Source organism: Spirulina sp. CS-785/01 (genome assembly GCF_028330525.1).
In the GTDB taxonomy this organism is placed as follows: domain Bacteria; phylum Cyanobacteriota; class Cyanobacteriia; order Cyanobacteriales; family Spirulinaceae; genus JAQMSD01.
Window position 1 is genome coordinate 35,651 of sequence record NZ_JAQMSD010000060.1, and the last position, 19,545, is coordinate 55,195.

Genomic DNA, 19,545 nt, shown 5'->3' on the forward strand with positions numbered 1-19,545 from the left:
TGGGCAATGCCCACCCTACAATGATTAATCCTTTGCTCTCTGGGTGGGCAATGCCCACCCTACAATGATTAATCCTTTACAAGGATAGTGGATATTTGGGGTGCGGATTCCGTATTACTATAAACTGTGTCAACTGCTCCTTAACCTATGGAAAATCTCCTCAATTTGCTTCCGGATACTCCTCTTGTTGACTTTACCATTTTGATTCTCACGGTTTTGATTATTCCTCCGATTTTTGAACGGGTGAAACTTCCTGGACTGGTGGGGTTATTAATTGCTGGTGTGGTGTTGGGGACGAATGGACTAGGATTGTTAAATCCTGAAGACGATACGATTAAGTTGCTTTCGGATGTTGGGAAAATCTATCTCATGTTTGTGGCTGGATTAGAAATTGATTTGCAAGAATTCCGTAAGAAGAAAGACCGTTCTTTGGGGTTTGGGATTGCGACTTTTGCTTTACCGTTAATTGCTGGGACTTTGGTGGGGCGAGGTGTGGGGTTTGGTTGGAATACTGCGATTTTAATGGGGTCTTTGCTGGCTTCTCATACGCTTCTTGGTTATCCGATTGTGAAACGGTTGGGGGTTGTGCGTAATGAAGCGGTGACTGTCACGATTGGGGCGACGATTTTTACGGATATTGCGGCGTTATTAGTGCTGGCGGTGTGTGTCTCGATTCACGGCGGTAATTTTACTCCGGAAAGTCTGGTTTTACAATTGGCGAGTTTAGCGATCTATGCGGTGATTGTTTTGTTTGGGTTTGATTGGTTAGGAAAGGAGTATTTTCGCCGGACTGGGGATGAGGAAAGTAATCAGTTTCTGTTTGTGTTGGGGGCGGTGTTTCTGGCGAGTTTGGGCGCACAGTTGATCAATATTGATAAGATTGTTGGGGCGTTCTTGGTTGGGTTAGCGGTGAATGATGTGGTGGGGAGTGGCCCGGTGAAGGAAAAGGTGGAGTTTGTGGGGAGTACCCTGTTTATTCCTTTTTTCTTTGTGGGGATGGGACTGTTATTGAATGTTTCGGCGTTAGTTAATTCGCTGACGACGGAAATTGCTCTCACGGGGGGGATTTTAGGGGGTTTACTGCTGGGTAAATTCTTGGCTGCGGGGTTGGCGAAGTTCCTGTATCGCTATAATTGGCAGGAAATGTTGACGATGTGGTCTCTTTCTCTCCCCCAGGTGGCGGCGACTTTGGCGGCAGCGTTAGCGGGGTATCAGACGCTGAATGGGGCGGATGAGCGTTTGATTACGGAGAGTGTGTTTAATGGGGTGATTGTTTTGATGTTGATCACTTCGTTGCTGGGGCCGATTTTAACGTCTCAGTTTGCTAGTCGGATTGCTCCACCGCAAGCGGAGATTGATTTAGATCAAGAGGATTGGACGTTGGGGTTGGAGTGGGAACATCCGAGTCAGTTTGTTCCGGATAGCGATCGCTTTACGGTAGTTGTTCCAGTTTACAATCCTCTCACTGAAAAATATTTGGTGGAGATGGGGGCATTATTAGCCCGTCACGAAGATGGCATTGTTGTTCCTCTCTCTATCTCTATGGCCCATGTTCACATGGACGAACCCAAGTTACAAATTGCCCTGAAACGCAGTGAACGATTGTTAGAGCGGGCCGTGGAGGTGAGTAATGAGTTTCAGGTGACGGCGGACCCCCAAATTCGCATTGATGATGATATTGCCCACGGGATCAGTCGGGTGGCACGCGAGCAAAAGGCGAATTTAATTGTGATGGGATGGAGTGAAAAGCAGGGGTTACGGGCGAAGTTATTTGGCAATGTGATCGATCAGGTGTTTTGGTCGTCTCACTGTCCTGTGGCGGTGATGCGGTTGATGGATGAACCCATTGATATTCACCGGATTTTAGTGCCGATTAAGAGTATTACTCCGGTTGTGGTGCAGACGTTGCGGTTTGCCCAATTGTTTGCGGATACGAACCAAGCAACGCTCACGTTGCTGCACGTGGGGGATCATCGCACTGATCCGGAACAATTACAAATTTTTGAGCAGCAATTATGGGATTTATTGAAGAAGACGGAATTAGCGGTGAAAACGGAGGTGAAGACAATTATTCACGATGATGCGGCTAAGGTGATTGTGAAGGCGGCCCAAGCCTTTGATATGGTAATTTTACGCTCGACTCGTTATCGGACTGCGGGGGGGTTAGCGGTGAGCAATGTGACAACGCAAATGATGAATGAGTTGACTTGTTCTTTGGTGTTGTTTGGTGAACCGCATTCTTAGATATAGCGTTTTTATCAGAGTTGTAAACTGACTTGTTTGGCAAAGGGAATAGGGAATAGGGAACGGGGAACAGGGAACAGAAAATCAGGGATAGAGGGGTTTTTAGGATTAGAGTAAACCCCCATGGGGGTTTACTCCTCATTTGAAAATGCTATAGTTGCTAGTTGCTAGTGGAGAAAAGAATAGTCGGAAGTTCCGCAAAGGGAGAAACTGGGTTTGTGTCTCAGAGTCTCTTGTTAGACTAAGTTGGAAAAAGAAACTCGGTTTCTAGGCTGAATTAAGAACCAAGAATCAATGACCAAACTCCATCTCCCTATTGCTGCTTTACTTTTGGTGAGTTTAACGGCTTGCCAGTTGCCCAAGGTTGAGTTTAAACGGCCTGATCCTTTGCCCCAAGATGCGGTGATTCGGGTTTATATGAATCATAACCAGGCGAAGGGGGCGGATTATACTGATCCTTATCGCAATATTGCCCGACGGGGGGATAATTTAGAACGGGTGATTATTGAGGCCATTGAGCAAGCGGAGTCTAGGATTGATGTTGCGGTGCAAGAGTTTCGGTTGCCACGGATTGCGGAAGCGTTGGCGGCGAAACAGGAAGCGGGGGTTCAGGTGCGGGTGATTGTGGAAAATGACTATAATCGGTCGTGGGGGGGGTTGAGTGTGTCGGAGGTGGGGGAGTTGGATCGGCGCGATCGCACCCGTTATCAAGAATTTGTCCAACTGGCCGATCAAGACAACAATGGCCAACTTTCCCCCCAAGAAGCAGAAGACAATGATGCTTTACTAATCCTCAAAAATGCCGGAATCCCAGTTCTTGATGATACCGCCGATGGATCAAAAGGATCGGGTTTAATGCACCATAAATTTATGGTTGTGGATAATTTTACCATCATTACAGGGTCAGCCAATTGGACGCTGAGTGGCATTCATGGTGACTTAGACACCCCAGAAAGTCGCGGCAATGCCAATAATCTCCTTCATCTCCAAAACGTTGCCTTAGCGGAAATTTTCACCGCAGAATTTAACCAGATGTGGGGGGATGGAGTGGGGAAACAACCGGATAGTCGTTTTGGGGTGCAAAAAAAGTATAGGTCTCCCCAAAGGGTGATGGTTGGGGAAACCCCAGTCACGGTGCAATTTTCCCCCACCTCGGAAACGCAACCTTGGCCACAGAGTAGCAATGGATTAATTGCCGCAAGGCTACAACAGGCGCAAAGTGCGGTTAATTTAGCCTTATTTGTCTTTTCCGATCAGCGCATTGTCAATACTTTACAATCCCGTCATCAACAAGGGGTTACGGTACAAGCCTTGATTGACCGCAGTTTTGCCTTTCGTAATTATAGTGAAGGGTTGGATATGTTGGGGGTTGCTTTGCCGCAAAACTGCCAATATGAGAAAAATAATCAACCTTGGACAAATTCTATTACAACAGTAGGAATTCCCCAGTTAGCGGAAGGGGATAAACTGCATCACAAGTTTGGGGTGATGGATGGACAAACGGTGATTACAGGGTCTCATAATTGGTCGGCTGCGGCCAATAAGACGAATGATGAAACGGTGTTAATTTTAGAAAATCCGGTGGTTGCGGCCCATTATGAACGGGAGTTTCAACGATTGTATCAAACGGCGAGTTTGGGGGTTCCGGAATATATTGAGGAGAGAATTCGGGAGAAGATGGAACAATGTCCGGGATTATAGCAGTAATGCTACCTTTATATGCCTTGGGTTTTAACCCAAGGCTAATAGCTGAAACCCGTTAAAACGGGTTGAGTAACAAGGAAATTTTGTCGATTTAGGTGTCAAACCGTCAGGGTATGTAAAAAAAAACGTTGAACGAGTAAGCGTTTTAAGCTGACGGCTGATGGCTGATAGCTGAATGCTTACGGTGATCAAAAAACCGGAGAAAAGACCTTTCTCCGGTGGACTGAAAGTTAGGAACTCAGGGAAAATTAATCAACCGTCTCCGTTGCAACGGGAGACACCTGAGAAACCTTTTCTCCAGTGGTAGGTTTCGGTTGCAGAATCGACGTATTCACCACAGAATCATTCGCAATGGTAAAGAGAGGGTTGGAGAGAATGCCCGCTAAAGTGGTAGCGACTAACGACACGACAATTCCCACCTGTAAAGGACGCATCCCCGGTAAATTCCAACGGAGGGGCGGATAATTTTTTACCACGTCGGACATTTCTTGGGGTTCTTTGACGACCATCATTTTCACCACGCGGATGTAGTAATAGATGGAGATAACACTGGTAATTAATCCTAATAGGACTAACCCGTATAACTCGGCTTGCCAACCAGCCCAGAACAGGTAAATCTTACCAAAGAAGCCAGCGAGGGGCGGAATTCCTCCTAGGGATAAGAGAGAAATACTTAACGCGAGGGTTAAGAGGGGGTCTTTTTGGTATAACCCGGAATAATCGGCAATTTGGTCTGTTCCTGTCCGTAAGGTAAAGAGGATGACGCAGGTAAATGCCCCTAGGTTCATGAATAAATAAACCAACAGATAGAAAATCATGCTGGAATATCCGGCATTTGTTCCCGCTACAATACCGATCATGACAAAACCCGCTTGGGCAATGGAGGAATAGGCTAAAAGCCGTTTCATGCTGGTTTGGGCTAAGGCTACCGCGTTACCCAGTACCATACTGAGGATGGCCAAGGCGGTGAAGATAAATTGCCATTCGCTGGTCACTTGTTCAAAGACGGTGACTAACATCCGAATGGCTAAGGCAAACCCGGCTGCTTTTGATCCTACCGAGAGAAAGGCGACTACGGGGGTGGGTGAACCTTCGTAAACGTCCGGAGTCCATTGGTGGAAGGGGACGGCAGAAATTTTGAAGGCAATTCCTGCGATCGCAAAAACCAAAGAAATGGCTACCACTAGGGACTGTCCCCCGGTCACATCGGTTAAATTGGCCGCAATGGCTTGTAAATTGGTTTCGCCTCCCGATACCCCGTACAGCAGGGACACCCCGTAGAGGAAAATAGCCGAACTAGCAGCCCCAATCAATAAATACTTTAACGCCGCTTCATTGGATCGGGGATCGCGCTTGGTGTAACCCGTGAGGAGATATGAGGAAATACTCAACGTCTCCAAAGAAATAAACACCATCACCAAGTCATTGGCCCCAGAGAGGAACATTCCCCCCAAGGTGGCCGTTAACAAAATGGCGATAAACTCCGCCAAAGAAGTCCCCGACTGTTCCACGTAGCGAACCGACATTAACACTGTTACCACCGTGGACAGGGCAATGATGCCCCGAAACACAATACTTAAATCATCGGCACTATAACTCTCTAAAAAGGCGAAAGTCGTTGGCGTATTCCATTGGAAAGCAAGGGCGACAATAGAGGCCAATAAACCGAGAATTGCCAGATAGGACAACCCCCGTGAGGCATTGCGCCCTAAAATCAAATCGCCCACTAACACGCTGATGAGGGTGATAATTACAATCCCCTCCGGTAAAATTGCTCCCGCATTAAGCTGAGACGCGATCGCACTCGAAAAATCCATAGAAATTCAATACTATTCCATCAATGGTCTAAAACACTAGCTTTAAGTCTAACGGGAATTCACCCCTCAAGACTTACTCTATACTTATTCACACTCCGACTGGGAGAGTATTTTCCCACAAAACAACCGCTTAGAAAGAGGCGGTTTTGCGCGGATATTCTCTAAACTGTTATCTATGGATTGTACCGTGTTACGTTCTGCGCTAACAGTGTTCCGGTCTAGAGATTGCCTATCAGTCCCCCCGTCTGACAGATGCGGGGTTTCCAACGGTCAGAAGCATAACCTATGAATAAAACCAGCGATCGCAATTCTCCCCTCTCATACCCTCCTCCTCCCCTTTCTCCCAAAACGTCCACCCCTCCCCAAGCACAACGCCCTTACCCCCAATCTTCTTCGCATCGCTTATGAATTGGCATCACTTATTGGTTTGGTTGGTTTGTCTCTCCTCTCTCTCCTTCTTCATTCGTACCCTATTAGCCCCTCATAGTCGCGGTTGGAGTTTTGTCTCAGGGGCAATTTTAGGCATTACCGGGGGACTGTATCTGGTTTCCCCCCAATGGGCTGGTATCGTGGGGGGACTCCTTTGGGCCATCTTTCTCCTCCTCCCCTTAATGGGGTTTGCCCAAGTCAATAAACTCATTTATCAAGATCGTTTCCGCGATGCCCGTCGCTGGGCCACCCTCTTACGCTGGTTACATCCCGCCGATGGTTGGTTTGAACAACCCATGATTCTTTCTGCCCTAGAAATGGGACAACAGGGGCAAATGACCCAAGCGATTCGCAGTTTACGCCCTTACGAAACCACCAGCATCCCCCTAGGCCGCAACGCCACCGCTTTATTATTCCTCATGGGGGCAAGATGGGCGGAACTTCTCCACTGGATACAGACTCATGTACCGGAGACGGTGTTAGTCAAAGACCCGCATTTAATTTTGTACTATTTACGCGCCTTGGGCGAAGTGGGAGACTTAAACGGGATGCTGTGGGGGTTAGAACGCTATGAACGCACCTTAGAAAAAGGGGGGAATCCCATCCCCTTAAATTTGGTGCGGATGTTTGCTTTGGCCTTTTGTGGCCAACCCCAAGAGGTGGAACGGTTATTAAATGGGCCTCTTGCTGCCTATTCCCCCAGAGTTAAAGTGTTTTGGCGCATTACCGCCGAAATGGCCGCCCAAAGTAACCCTAAAGCCCGTCATAAGTTAGTCCGACTGCAACATCAGATTAATGATAATGTCTTACAAAGCGCGATCGCGTGGCGACTCAACCACCCCCCCGCCAACCCCAGAACCACCCTCACCGATCTCGCCTGGCAAATGCTAGATCGTTTGAAATCGGAAATTCACCAAGAAGTCTGCTATGGCAACCCCGTCACCTTCGTTCCGAGTCGCGCTTCCATCACCTATAGTTTAATTGGTCTCAATGTCCTAGTCTTTCTCGTAGAAGTGATTTTAGGCGGCAGTCAAGACCTCGACACCCTCAACCAACTGGGGGCTTTAGTTCCCTATGCTGTGGTAAAAGGAGAACGATGGCGACTCCTGGCGGCCAACTTCCTCCATTACGGGTATTTGCATTTATTCGCCAATATGATTGGTTTATATCTCCTCGGTCCTTTTGTGGAATCTCGCTTAGGGAGAGGGCGATATTTGTTCATTTATTTAGGCAGTGGCATCGGGGCTATGTTTTTATTTAGTGCCATTGCTATTGCCCAAAATGACCCCTATCAAAGCCTTGTTGGGGCATCTGCCGCCATTATGGGCGTTTTAGGGGCAATTGTAGCCATTTTCCTGCAAGGCTGGTTAAAAGACAACAGCCCCATTGCAGCGCGACGGTTACGGTTATTTTTAGTCATTATTGGCTTACAAATCACTTTTGACTTAATTATCCCCGAAGTCAGTGTTTTAGCCCATGTTTTAGGGTTAGGGTTGGGGTTTACCTTAACCATGTTATTGGCTCAAAAAATGGGCAAGGGGTGATTAACAATTAACCATTAACAATTAACAGTTTTTTCTTTGTTCATAACAATCACAGTAGGTCAGAAACCGGGTTTCTATCCAAACTGATCATATTTTTTGACAATGTTAAACAGAAACCCGGTTTCTTCGCCCCAATTACCCATTACCCATTACCGAAAAAATGAAACCCTTAACATTCCTCTTAACCCTTTTATTAATATTATCCTTGGGAACATCTGGACAAGCCCAAGAAAGCCCAGAAGAAGATAGGGAAGAACGGGAAAATCCATTAGAATTTACTGAACCTGATCCCTTGTTACGGCCTGCCATTGAACAACGGCCCCTCTCTACCTTAGAAAAACGCAGACTGGAGGAAAACTTAGACGACTTAGCCCTTCAAGCAGCCCAAGAATGGGAAAAAGACAACCCCGAAGAAGCCTTTGATATTTGGTATCGGGAATTACGGTTGCGACGGTATTTGGGGCCTGTTGCAGAAGTAAACGCATTAGGCCGAGTGGGAAAAGTCGCTTGGGAAAGTGAACGACAAGCCGATCTTACCGTCATTCGTAACCGCCTCGAAGCCATCCAAACTGAAGCCGAAGAAGAAGAAACCTTAGAAAAACCCCTATATTGGGCATTAGGAAAGGCTTATGAGAAAATTCGCCTTTATCCTAACGCCTTAGCCATGTATGAACTCATCTTAGCTGATGTGCGTCAGACGAGGAATATTAATCAACTCGAAAGTACCTTAAAAACGATCGCTGGCTTACACTTAGGATGGTTTAAATATGCAGACGCGGCCTCAGTGTATGAAGAATTGCTGCTCATTGCGCGATCGCAGTATAATGACGCTGCTATCATGGACTATCTAGAGCAATTAGCCTATATTTATGATCAAATGGTCGAACCTGAAAAAGCCATTCAGACTCGTCAACAACTCCTAGAACGCTACCAAAAAAAAGCACTCATCGCCCAAATTCCCCCCCTCAAAATTGCGATCGCTGAAAATTACGAAACCATCGGCGAAGTTGAAACCGCTAACTTAACCTATCAAGAAGCCTTCTCCCTGGCTTGGGAAAACCAACAATTTGGCTACGCCAGCACCGCCTTAAAACAACTGGCCGCCCTATACTATGAATATAATCAACCCGACTATGCCCTAGAAATCTATCAAGAACAACTCAAAGCCGCCCAATATGCCTATGATTTTTATACCATGATGGAAACCTACGAAAAAATGGGCGATATTTACGTTGAACTCGAAGATTATCAACGCGCTTTAATCGCCTATCAAGAAGGTTTAACCCTTGCTGAACGTCTTGATTATGCCCAATATGAATTCCAAGAAAAAATTGATCTCGTCTCTAGATTTCTGTGACCATAAGCATCAGCTATCCGTTGTCAGCCATCAGTTGAAAATACTGACCTCACTCGTTGGTCGATGGGAGGCGAGCAAGGTTTTTCCTAGCTCTCCAGGCGGGCCGCTTTCATGGAAAAGCTGACGGCTGAATGCTTAAAAATCTAGGCCACCGACCCCACAACCCCGTAAAATAACAACAATGCAGCTTTGGAGAAGATAATGCGTGTTTGGATTGTTAGTTTTGGCCTCTTATTTGTCATCATTGAACTCTTAGACTGGTTACAGGGAATAGAAATCCCCTTACCCGTGTTTGGTGTAGCGGGAATTGCACTGGCGATCGCATCAAACCGCGACAGTCTCACCGCTTTCCCTGAAACCCCCTCCCAAGCGTCTCCCGAAGAACTTTCCCCTCCCCAACCCCCAACAACAACCCTCCAACCCAAAAAGTCAATTTCTTTCAAAATACGTGGCAAGGATTCTCCGACTACATAGCGAAGCGCGATTAGTCGCGGGAGGAATGGCCACATCTTCACGCTTGCTATTATAATTTTACAATAAACCTATCCTCTTATCCACGATGAATAATTTGGGCTAAATCTGTTGTTCCAACTTCCCAGAATCCGGTATTGTCTAAGGGGGGAGAAGTAACTTTTAACTGTTGGTAACTTTGGTGTAATAATCGGACTGCACTGACTCCCATTAATCCCGCAACCCCTAAACTAATGGCTGCATCAACCCATTGCCAATGCCAAAGACTGATGACAATGGCGGCTATAATGACTCCTAGAGAACTCAGCGCGTCTGTCACTGCATGGAGGAACACCCCCCGAATATTAATATCGTCCCGATAATCTCGATGCAATAGGGCAATATTCACCCCATTCACCCCTAAAGCAACGATCGCAGTCATTAACATAGGCAAACTGACAATTGCTGTGGGAGGATGGAAGAAGTGGCGAATGGCTTCCCAAGCAATTAATCCCCCCATAACCAATAAACTCCCCCCGTTGGCCATGGCGGCCCAAACTTCTACGGGATGTTGCCGTAAGCGGGGATGACGGGAGACTCCCATGGCCAATAATGCGAGGGCAATGGCCGCCCCATCTAAGAATAAATGTCCGGAGTCGGCCTGCAAGGCCAAACTACGACTCCACTTTCCCACCAACCATTCCACCCCTGCAAAACTCCCCACGAGGAGTAAGGCCACGGGCAGTAAACGGCCTTTCAGGGGGGAGATACAGGTTTGGCAATCCTTCAACCAACAAGCAGCCATCACAAAACTCGTAAAATACTGGTGACGTTAATATCTTCTTGGTTGATGGACTCTACAGCTTGACGAAAGTTCCCTTCTTGGACATCGTGTGTCACGACGACGACTTCGGCTAAATTGTCCTGAAAGCCAATTTGCACCACGGATTCTAGACTCACTTTAGCATGGGCAAAACAAGTCCCTAAATGGCCGATCACCCCTGGGCGATCGCCGCATAAAAATCGCGCATAAAAGCGGGTTTCTAACTCCTCAATGGGGGTAATGGTGCAGTAATTTTGGTGAGAACAGGTTAACAGGGGATGATTTTGGGCATTGCTTTGTAACACACTGATAATTTGTAGAATATCCGACACCACTGCGCTGGCCGTAGCCCCTTTCCCGGCCCCTGGCCCGTAAAACATCACCTGGCCGAGGGGGTCAGCTTCTACTAAAATGGCGTTATTCACTCCATTCACACTGGCTAAGGGGTGATCTTCGGGGACGAGGGTGGGACCGACTCGGACTTGCAGTGATCCGTGGGTGTGTTCGTCTCGTTGGGCAATGGCTAAGAGTTTCACCACAAATCCTAATTGCCGCGCATAATTAATATCGGTGACATTAACTTGCCGAATCCCTTCCCGTTGAATATCGTCGTAGTGAATGCGTCCTCCAAAGGCCAGAGATGCGAGGATCGAGATTTTATCGGTGGCATCATACCCCTCGACATCGGCGGTGGGATCGGCTTCTGCGTAGCCTAATTGTTGCGCTTCGGCGAGGACTTCGGCAAAGTCGCTGCCTTCGTGTTGCATTTGGGTGAGAATATAGTTGGTGGTCCCGTTGATAATTCCTGTAACCCGTTCAATTTTATTGACTCCAAGGGATTGTTTCAGGGGTTGAATAATGGGAATGCCTCCCCCGACTGCGGCCTCGAGTAAGACATAGACTCCTGCTTCATTGGCCGCTGTGTAAATTTCGTCTCCGTGACGGGCCATAACCGCTTTGTTGGCGGTGACAATATGTTTTCCGGCTTTGATGGCTTGGAGAATCAGCGATCGCGCGGGTTCAATGCCGCCGATTAACTCTACTATAATCTCAAGATTGGGATCAGTGACAATGGACTCTAAATCCGTCGTGAAGCGGTCTGACGGTAACGCCACCTCTCTGGGTTTAGAGAGCGATCGCACCCCAATGCGAGCAATTTCAATTTCCTTCAACAGGGGATTCCGTCCCGACGGCGATAATAAAATTTCGGCTGTCCCTGTCCCAACTGTTCCCAGTCCTAATAGACCTACTTTCACGATCGCGCTTCCTTCCTCTGCGAGTCTTACATGGTGCTAGTCTTCTATTTTACCGGAAAGCCGAGGCGGATTGAGGTAAACCCCAGAAACCCCTGTTTGACTTTTCTATTCTCGATTGAGGTAGAAACTAGAGCGTCCGGTGAAGGAAAAATGAGCTTATACTAGAGGAAACGAGCAGAGAGCAAAGAGTGAGTCAGCTTCATCTCCCAAGCCGCTTTCAGTTGTAGAAGCCATTATGATACACCAAATTGGAGAAATCATTGCAGAAAAATATTATCTTCTCAATCTTCTGGGTGAAGGGAGTTCTGGGATCACTTATGCTGCGAAACACTTAAAAACAGGGCAAAAGGTTGCACTTAAAGTCCTCTCCCTCCAACATATCGAGAATATCAAATTTATTGAACTCTTTGAACGAGAAGCCCAAGTCTTAAAAACCCTGCAACATCCCAATATTCCCCAGTATCTCGATTTTTTCCCCATTGAAACCGAGCAGAACTATTGTTTCTATTTGGTACAAGAATTAGTCGAGGGACAATCCCTAGAACGCTTAGTCCAACAAGGATGGCGTGCAACCCCTACCGAGATTCGCCAAATCACGGAACAACTGTTAACGGTTTTAACTTATTTACATCAACTTTCCCCTCCAGTCATTCATCGAGATATTAAACCCCATAACCTGATTCTCAAGGACAAAGGAAAAATTTTTTTAGTGGATTTTGGGTCGGTGCAAAATACCTATCAGAGTACCTTAGCGCGAAGTAGTACCGTGGTAGGAACTTATGGGTATATGGCCCCAGAACAGTTTATCGGGAAAGCCGTTCCAGGGACAGATTTGTATAGTGTGGGGGCAACCTTGTTATTTTTACTCACCCATCGGTCTCCCTCGGAATTTCCCACAGACCGCCTCACCATTGATTTTCGTTCCTCTGTAACGGTTTCTGAGGGGTTTGCGCTGTGGTTAGAGCAAATGTTAGCCCCCGACCTTCAAGACCGCTTTTCTTCCGCAGAAAACGCCTTAAATGCCTTGCGATCGCAAACTATCAAACCGCCCTCCGTCTCCACTCAGCGCAGGGTCTTAGGGGCTAGTTTACTAGCGATCGCCCTTCTAGGGGGAATCTTCCTCAATACGTTTAAATATCCAATCTTGAGTCGTTTTGGCTTTACTCCTTATCCCTTCTATACTGCGATTCGAGACGGAGACGCAGTAACCGTTCAAGAGTATCTAGAACGAGGAGTACAGGTCAACACGCGAGACATGGATCACAGTACCCCCTTACATTGGTCCGTTTCCAATGGACATCCCGATGTCGCAAAACTTCTGTTAGACCAAGGAGCAAAGATTGATGTTGCGGTTAATTCTCCTCGTTCTCCAGACGAACATCAGGTGTTACATACTGCCGTTCACCACAATGACCCAGAACTGGTACAACTCCTCCTAGACTATGGTGCGGATATTAATGCTAGAGATGCCTTTGGACGAACTCCCCTTCATCATGCCATTAGTAAGCCCAATTTACTCGATTATTACGGGATGACGGTTACTAAAAAACAGCCCTCTCCAGAGATTATCGAGTTATTAGTTCGTCAGGGAGCTAACATTAATGCCCAAGATAACCAAAATCGAACCCCACTGGATTACGCTCGTCAAAAAAGATATTCCCAAGTCGTCCAACAAATCCAACAGGGAGGACACGCTTACGAATGACACCAACTCCCCAAAACTCACAACCCCTCTTAGCCAACAAATATCGCCTTCTGAAACCATTAGGACAAGGAGGAATGGGGATTACTTACATCGCCAAAGATGTAGAAAACGATCAATTGGTGGCGATTAAGACACTTTCATTACATCGGGTGAAAGATTGGAAAGTTTTAGAGCTTTTTGAACGAGAAGCTCGCATTTTATCTCAATTAGACCATTCGGCAATTCCTCGTTATATTGACTATTTTCAACTAGATCAACCCGATAACCGCAATTTTTATTTAGTTCAACAACTCGCCCCTGGAGAGTCCTTAGCCACCCTAGTAAAAAAAAATGGGAAACTTTCGATAAAGTCAGTCAAAAAAGTAGCTACAAAGATATTAGAAATTTTAGTTTATTTACAAAATTTTAATCCCCCAATTATTCATCGAGACATTAAACCTCAAAATATTATTTTTAATCAAGATAAAACTGCCAGTGAGCAACTTTTTTTAGTGGATTTTGGGGCAGTTCAAGAAACTTACCAACAAACAGTTGCAGGAGGAAGTACCATTGTAGGAACTTATGGCTATATTGCTCCAGAACAATTTCGGGGTCAAGCTAAATTAGGGACAGATTTATATGGGTTAGGCACAACATTATTATTTCTCTTATGGGGGGATTCTCCGGCAACATTACCCCAAGATAAACTTAAAATTAATTTCCGGGAGGTTTTAAATTTAGATCAATTCTTTGCCGATTGGTTGGATAAAATGATTGAACCCGCTTTAGAAGACCGTTTTAGTTCTGCCCAAGAAGCCTTAGCTGTATTACGGGGAGAACAAGTAATTCCCCCTTCTCAACCTTCCCGAAAAATGCACCGAAAACCCGCTAATAGTGAAATTAAAGTGAAGCAAGCGGGAGAAAAGCTATTGATTAAAATTCCTAGTGGTCAACTCCGTAGTTCTCATAGTCAAAAAATCGCTATCTTTATTTTTCTTTGGGATGGAATTTTAGCCTTTTTAATGTGGTGTATGATCGATTTAGGTTTAGTTCTGAATCCGGCAAATTACGTCATTTTTGGGATTTTTACCTTGTTCGGTTTATGGATACTTTATAAATTTATTTATGCGGCATTTTCAGTCATTAACATTGAAGTTAGTCCCCATCAAATTCAGATCAGCAAAACACTCTTAAATTCTGAGTATCAAAACAAAATTCTACAAGATATTCAGAAAATTTGTTCTACCCAAGCCCAGTTTTTTGGCATCAATCTCCCGTTTACGATGTGTGAATTGATCACCTCTCGCCAAACCTATCGGTTTGCTTCTCTTTTACCCCGTTCAGAGCAAAATTGGCTCGTCCAACAATTGCAAACTTGTTTGTCCTTTGGTCAGCATTCAGCCATCAGCCGCGACTCTTAAATAGGGCTTGCTGAAAAAGTGTTCATTGGCTGGTGAGGCTAGGGAACAGGGAGTTTCAGCTATTAGCCTTTGGTTTTAACTGAAGGCATATAAAGGTAGCATTATCTGAATACTTACGTCCTTTGACTCCTAGGGTGAAGGGATATTCTCCATCACGCAATCATCCCTTCCTCACTGGGCATTTCCAGTAAGTAATGCAGAAAAGCATCAGCAATCACCGAGAGTTGTTTACCGGATAAATACACCGCATACCAACGCCGTTGGATGGGTAAATGTTGCACATTTAATAGGGTATATTCGCTTTTTAACTCCACTGGGGACAGGCTATGTTTGGATAAAATTGAAATGCCTAATCCTCCTGCGATCGCCTGTTTAATCGCCTCATTACTCCCCAACTCCAAGCGCACCTTCACTTTCACTTTACAACGATTCAACAAGTCTTGTACTGCCTGACGAGTCCCTGATCCCAACTCCCGCATAATAAACGGTTGATCATTTAACTCAGTAATGGGAATACTGCGACGTTTAGCCCAAGGATGATCCCGACGGGCCACCAATACCAAGGGATTCTCTAAAAACGGTTGGGCAACTAGATCAACATCCTCTGGGGGTTGACTCAAAATATATAAATCATCCAAATTATTCCGCATCCGTTGGGTGAGTTTGCGGTGATTGGTCACTTGTAACGCAATATCAATGTCGGGATACTCTTGACAAAATTGACCTAATATGCGGGGGATAAAATATTTCGCCGTCGTCACCACGGCTAACCGTAACCGTCCCTGTCTCATCCCCTTGAGATCAGCCACTTTCATCTCCAAATGATCCAAACGGTCAAAAATCTCTTGACAAGTGGCCAACAACTCCTCACCGGCTTGAGTAAGATACAGTTGTTTGCCCATTTGTTCAAACAACGGCAAACCAATGGCTTGGGTTAACTGTTTCACCTGAGAGGATACCGTAGGCTGACGAATCATTAACTCCTCAGCCGCTTTGGTAAAACTACCATTACGGGCGGTTGCTTCAAAAACGCGCAGTTGGTGGAGAGTCGCTTGAATCATCTTTTGGGTAATTGGTGATGGGTAATAGCTAATGGGTGATAGGTGATGGATAATTGCATTGAGTTGAGAAACCGGGTTTCTTCTCTTACGGTGGGTGAACGTTTACCCATTTATACAGAAACCCGGTTTCTCCAGTTCAATTTACGAACTCATGGGTTGTTTGCTTTCAGACTCGACGCTTTCCGCTTCCTCTGGAGGAGTTGAAGATTTAAAGGCAAAGCGGAGGAAGGGCGGGGCTAAGAAGGTGGTAATAATCACCATCATAATGATAGCCGCTTCTAAGGACTCCGATAACGCCCCACTGGCAGACCCAACTCCCGCAAAGACGAGGCCAACTTCTCCCCGTGGAATCATTCCAACCCCAATGGCTAAACGGTTGATTCCTGGACGACCAAACACCGTCCACCCTGTCATGATCTTACCAATAATTGCGACAACGATGAGAAACGCAGCAACCACCAATCCAGCGCGGTTGGCGGGGATAGTGGGGTTTAGGACACTTAAATCGGTTTTCGCCCCGACACTGACGAAGAAAATAGGGACTAAAATATCGGCAATGGGCATCACCTGTTTATCCAATTCCTTGCGTTTGTCGGTTTCGTCGAGAACCAGTCCGGCGGCAAATGCCCCTAAAATAGCTTCTAACTGGATGACATTGGCGAGGAAGGCCATGAGAAAGGCAAAGATAAAGGCCGGGATGACGAGATTGCCTCGGGTTTTTAGTTTTTCTGCGATCGCCACAAAACTCTTATTAAAAACCTTCCCTAACAAAATCGACCCCAACAGGAAGCCACTGGCACTTAAAATCAGGTAAAGAATATTCATCACATCCACTTCACCTGTCTTCGCCAAACTGGCCACCACGGCCAACACAATAATCCCTAACACATCATCAATCACCGCAGCCCCCAGAATAATCTGGCCTTCCGATGATTTCAGATAGCCCAACTCCGAGAGAACTTTAGACGTAATCCCAATACTGGTGGCCGTCAACGCTGCCCCAGCAAAAATCGCCGGCACCGCAGACATCCCAAACAGGGTCATTAAGCCAATAGTGCCAGCCCCAAAAGGAACAGCAACCCCAAAAATGGCCACAATAATCGCTTGGTAGCCCACTTTCTGCAACTCGCGCAAGTCGGACTCTAAACCAATTTCAAACAGGAGGACAATTACCCCTAACTCCGCCAGCAGGGAAACCACCTCACTCTGGGTACTAAAAACCTCCTGTACCCCTTGGGGACTTAAATCCCCCAACTGTTGTAAAATCCCCATCAATAGGGAATCACTGGCCGTCGCCCCACTTTCAGGAAAGACGAGAAAATGGAGGGCAGAAATCCCCACCAGTACCCCTCCAACCAATTCCCCCAACACGGGGGGTAAATCTAAGAGACGGGATAACTCACCGCCTAACTTACTGGCAATATAAATCACCACTAAACTCAACAATACACCAGCCAAAACCATTGGGCCAGTATCTGCCTCAGCCGTTGCTAAGAGGGGAGGCAGTCCCCTTGATAACGTTTCGATCATATTCATCTGCTTGTTCGATCATACATTCAAAGCTATGGGTGGAGAGGCCACAACAGCCCACCTCCTGATCCCTTAGCTTACTAGCTAGGGGTAATTCAGAAAACCTTTACACCACCGCTATTGCGGCCTCTCTATTAGGAAGGATGCAACTTGCTTCTGTTCAACTGTATCCCCAGACACTATGTTTAGGAATCTAACCATAGATAGAAGTAAATGTTTTCAATCCCGTAATAGATTCTCTTCTATAAAAGGTCAGGATTAAATCTATAATCAGGTCAGAATTGAAGCTATAACAGAGCAGAATTGAGCAAACTAATGCAAATAACCAATAAAATACATTTCCGCAATTTACGCGGCGACATTTTTGGAGGTGTCACCGCCGCCATTATCTCCTTACCCATGGCCTTAGCCTTCGGGGTAGCGTCCGGGGCTGGGGCGCAAGCCGGGCTTTACGGGGCGTTTTGTGTGGGCTTCTTCGCCTCCTTATTTGGAGGAACACCGACGCTGATTTCCGAACCCACAGGACCCATGACGGTGGTGATGACGGCGGTTGTCACCACCATGATCGCCGCTAACCCAGAAAACGGCATGGCCATGGCATTTACAGTGGTTATGATGGCCGGGGTATTCCAAATCCTCTTTGGGGTATTACGGTTAGGGAAATATGTCACCCTGATGCCCTATACGGTGATTTCGGGCTTCATGTCCGGGATTGGCTTTATTCTCATCATTCTGCAAATTCCGCCTTTCTTGGGGCATGATTCCCCCGGAGGTGGCGTTGTGGGGACAATTAGCAGCTTTCCGGAGTTATTCAATACCTTAAACCCCGTTGAAGTCATTTTAGGGGTGTTAACGGTGGCGGTAATTTTCTTCACCCCCAATCAAGTGAAACAATGGGTCCCCCCGCAACTCGCGGCCTTAGTCATTGGGACAGTTGTTTCGCTGATTTTCTTCGCTAATGCAGATATTCGCATCATTGGTGAAATCCCCATGGGGCTTCCGGAGTTACAAATTCCTGCATTTTCTCCTGAACAGTTACAGCAGATGATCTTGGATGCTGTGGTGTTAGGGATGTTAGGGTGTATTGACTCTCTGTTAACCTCTGTCATTGCCGATAGTTTGACCCAAACCCAACATAATTCTGACAAAGAGATTATTGGTCAAGGGATCGGGAATATTATGTCCGGTTTAGCGGGTGGTTTACCGGGGGCTGGCGCAACCATGGGAACGGTTGTCAATATCCAAACTGGGGCAAGAACCGCCGTTTCTGGGCTGACTCGTTCTTTAATTTTATTAGTGGTGATTCTCTGGGCTGGGGCATTAACTAAAAATATTCCTTTGGCGGTGTTAGCAGGGATTGCGTTAAAAGTTGGGATTGATATTGTTGACTGGAAATTTCTGAAACGGGCGCACAAGTTATCCTTGAAGGCAGCGGCCATTATGTATGGGGTGTTGTTGCTGACGGTATTTGTGGATTTAATTGTTGCTGTGGGGGTTGGGGTGTTTGTGGCCAATATCCTGACCATTAAGCGGTTAGCGGATATCCAAGCGGAACAAGTGAAAGCTATTGATGTTCCCACGGGTGAAGTGTTAGAGAATGATGAAGCGAAACAGTTACTGAAACAAGCGGAGGGTAAAGCATTACTGTTACACCTAGGGGGTCCAATGAGTTTCGGGGCTGCCAAAGCTGTTACCCAACGTCAGTCGATTCTGAATAATTATAAAGCCTTGATTATTGATTTGAGTGATGTGCCGATGTTAGGGGTGACGGCAACGTTAGGGTTAGAGAAAGTTGTGGATTCTGCTTATAATAATTCGGTTGAAGTGTTTATTGTCGGGGATGACGGCAAGATTAAGCAACGGTTACAGCAGTTCAATATTTTGGACCGTGTTCCCTATCAAAACCGGGTGGCGACTCGTGTAGAAGCGTTACGCTTGGCGGTGGCTAAGATTAAGGGTTATACGGATGAGGTAGAGGCGACGGAAGAGGCAATGGCTTCTTCTGCGGTTTCTTCTACTGAGACTTCTGAAAATTCGAGTGAGATGTCCACCACTGCCAATGGGACGAGTTCTTCTGAGAAGTCGTCAGCACCTCTTCCTTGAAGGAAGAGGCTTCGTGCCTTCCTTCAAGTAGCTGACCCGTCTCTGTCCTTCATGGACTCCGTTTCCTAAGCCATCAAACCCTAAAATGCGTAGCTAGTTTTAGGCTCTTTGTCTGGTCATTA

The 19,545-nt window shown here is 46.4% G+C and carries 14 protein-coding genes; 8 read left to right on the plus strand and 6 right to left on the minus strand.

Annotation, left to right across the window (positions count from 1 at the left end; genetic code table 11):
- The first annotated feature begins 147 nt into the window (after positions 1 to 147).
- Both PN462_RS03420 and PN462_RS03425 read left to right on the plus strand, forming a co-directional pair.
- The gene (locus tag PN462_RS03420) at positions 148 to 2,244 is read left to right on the plus strand and encodes a cation:proton antiporter (RefSeq protein ID WP_272126549.1); all 2,097 of its coding nucleotides are present in this window, start codon (positions 148 to 150) and stop codon (positions 2,242 to 2,244) included.
- Between the two features lie 294 nt (positions 2,245 to 2,538).
- Positions 2,539 to 3,945 carry a phospholipase D-like domain-containing protein gene (locus PN462_RS03425; protein WP_272126550.1) on the plus strand — a complete coding sequence of 469 codons (1,407 nt, stop codon included), beginning with the start codon at positions 2,539 to 2,541 and terminating at the stop codon, positions 3,943 to 3,945.
- A gap of 251 nt (positions 3,946 to 4,196) precedes the next feature.
- Here PN462_RS03425 and PN462_RS03430 read toward each other — a convergent pair whose 3' ends face one another.
- Together PN462_RS03430 and PN462_RS03435 are read right to left on the minus strand one after the other, a co-directional pair.
- Positions 4,197 to 5,765, minus strand: a complete 1,569-nt coding sequence (locus PN462_RS03430; RefSeq protein WP_272126551.1) for an NAD(P)H-quinone oxidoreductase subunit N — start codon at positions 5,763 to 5,765, stop codon at positions 4,197 to 4,199.
- Positions 5,766 to 5,983: 218 nt separating this feature from the next.
- A complete protein-coding gene (locus tag PN462_RS03435) occupies positions 5,984 to 6,121 on the minus strand; it encodes a hypothetical protein (protein ID WP_272126553.1) in 138 nt (45 codons plus the stop codon).
- 48 nt (positions 6,122 to 6,169) lie between these two features.
- On the opposite strand from PN462_RS03435, the gene PN462_RS03440 reads away from it, so the two are divergent.
- From PN462_RS03440 to PN462_RS03450, 3 genes are all read left to right on the plus strand, one after another.
- Positions 6,170 to 7,738, plus strand: coding sequence for a rhomboid family intramembrane serine protease (locus PN462_RS03440; RefSeq protein ID WP_272126554.1), 1,569 nt, complete (start codon positions 6,170 to 6,172; stop codon positions 7,736 to 7,738).
- 160 nt (positions 7,739 to 7,898) lie between these two features.
- Positions 7,899 to 9,095 (plus strand): tetratricopeptide repeat protein, encoded by a 1,197-nt coding sequence (locus PN462_RS03445; protein WP_272126555.1) that lies wholly within the window; start codon positions 7,899 to 7,901, stop codon positions 9,093 to 9,095.
- A gap of 201 nt (positions 9,096 to 9,296) precedes the next feature.
- Positions 9,297 to 9,569, plus strand: coding sequence for a hypothetical protein (locus PN462_RS03450; RefSeq protein ID WP_272126556.1), 273 nt, complete (start codon positions 9,297 to 9,299; stop codon positions 9,567 to 9,569).
- 76 nt (positions 9,570 to 9,645) lie between these two features.
- On the opposite strand, the gene PN462_RS03455 is transcribed toward PN462_RS03450, so the two are convergent.
- Both PN462_RS03455 and PN462_RS03460 read right to left on the minus strand, forming a co-directional pair.
- Entirely contained in the window at positions 9,646 to 10,350 is a 705-nt protein-coding gene (locus PN462_RS03455) for a cation diffusion facilitator family transporter (protein WP_272126557.1), read from the minus strand.
- Positions 10,350 to 11,624: a homoserine dehydrogenase gene (locus PN462_RS03460; protein WP_272126558.1), complete on the minus strand. Its 1,275-nt coding sequence runs from the start codon at positions 11,622 to 11,624 to the stop codon at positions 10,350 to 10,352. Before PN462_RS03460 ends, PN462_RS03455 begins: the two co-directional genes overlap by 1 nt.
- A gap of 235 nt (positions 11,625 to 11,859) precedes the next feature.
- Between PN462_RS03460 and PN462_RS03465 the strand changes: the two genes are divergently transcribed.
- On the plus strand, positions 11,860 to 13,329 hold the full coding sequence (locus PN462_RS03465) for a protein kinase domain-containing protein (RefSeq protein ID WP_272126559.1): 1,470 nt from the start codon (positions 11,860 to 11,862) through the stop codon (positions 13,327 to 13,329).
- On the plus strand, positions 13,326 to 14,729 hold the full coding sequence (locus PN462_RS03470; RefSeq protein ID WP_272126560.1) for a serine/threonine protein kinase: 1,404 nt from the start codon (positions 13,326 to 13,328) through the stop codon (positions 14,727 to 14,729). Before PN462_RS03465 ends, PN462_RS03470 begins: the two co-directional genes overlap by 4 nt.
- 152 nt (positions 14,730 to 14,881) lie before the next feature.
- On the opposite strand, the gene PN462_RS03475 is transcribed toward PN462_RS03470, so the two are convergent.
- A complete protein-coding gene (locus PN462_RS03475; protein ID WP_272126562.1) occupies positions 14,882 to 15,790 on the minus strand; it encodes a LysR family transcriptional regulator in 909 nt (302 codons plus the stop codon).
- Between the two features lie 141 nt (positions 15,791 to 15,931).
- Positions 15,932 to 17,326, minus strand: coding sequence for a cation:proton antiporter (locus PN462_RS03480; protein ID WP_272126564.1), 1,395 nt, complete (start codon positions 17,324 to 17,326; stop codon positions 15,932 to 15,934).
- A 309-nt stretch (positions 17,327 to 17,635) separates the two neighbouring features.
- On the opposite strand from PN462_RS03480, the gene bicA reads away from it, so the two are divergent.
- Positions 17,636 to 19,423 (plus strand): bicarbonate transporter BicA, encoded by a 1,788-nt coding sequence (gene bicA / locus PN462_RS03485; protein WP_272126565.1) that lies wholly within the window; start codon positions 17,636 to 17,638, stop codon positions 19,421 to 19,423.
- Positions 19,424 to 19,545: the final 122 nt, after the last annotated feature.

Bases quoted from the DNA above. Each gene is read 5' to 3' on its own strand.
- PN462_RS03420 (WP_272126549.1), top strand. From the start codon at position 148: ATGGAAAATCTCCTCAATTTGCTTCCGGATACTCCTCTTGTTGACTTT.
- PN462_RS03425 (WP_272126550.1), top strand. From the start codon at position 2,539: ATGACCAAACTCCATCTCCCTATTGCTGCTTTACTTTTGGTGAGTTTA.
- PN462_RS03430 (WP_272126551.1), bottom strand. From the start codon at position 5,765: ATGGATTTTTCGAGTGCGATCGCGTCTCAGCTTAATGCGGGAGCAATT.
- PN462_RS03440 (WP_272126554.1), top strand. From the start codon at position 6,170: ATGAATTGGCATCACTTATTGGTTTGGTTGGTTTGTCTCTCCTCTCTC.
- PN462_RS03445 (WP_272126555.1), top strand. From the start codon at position 7,899: ATGAAACCCTTAACATTCCTCTTAACCCTTTTATTAATATTATCCTTG.
- PN462_RS03450 (WP_272126556.1), top strand. From the start codon at position 9,297: ATGCGTGTTTGGATTGTTAGTTTTGGCCTCTTATTTGTCATCATTGAA.
- PN462_RS03455 (WP_272126557.1), bottom strand. From the start codon at position 10,350: ATGGCTGCTTGTTGGTTGAAGGATTGCCAAACCTGTATCTCCCCCCTG.
- PN462_RS03465 (WP_272126559.1), top strand. From the start codon at position 11,860: ATGATACACCAAATTGGAGAAATCATTGCAGAAAAATATTATCTTCTC.
- PN462_RS03470 (WP_272126560.1), top strand. From the start codon at position 13,326: ATGACACCAACTCCCCAAAACTCACAACCCCTCTTAGCCAACAAATAT.
- PN462_RS03475 (WP_272126562.1), bottom strand. From the start codon at position 15,790: ATGATTCAAGCGACTCTCCACCAACTGCGCGTTTTTGAAGCAACCGCC.
- PN462_RS03480 (WP_272126564.1), bottom strand. From the start codon at position 17,326: ATGAATATGATCGAAACGTTATCAAGGGGACTGCCTCCCCTCTTAGCA.
- bicA (WP_272126565.1), top strand. From the start codon at position 17,636: ATGCAAATAACCAATAAAATACATTTCCGCAATTTACGCGGCGACATT.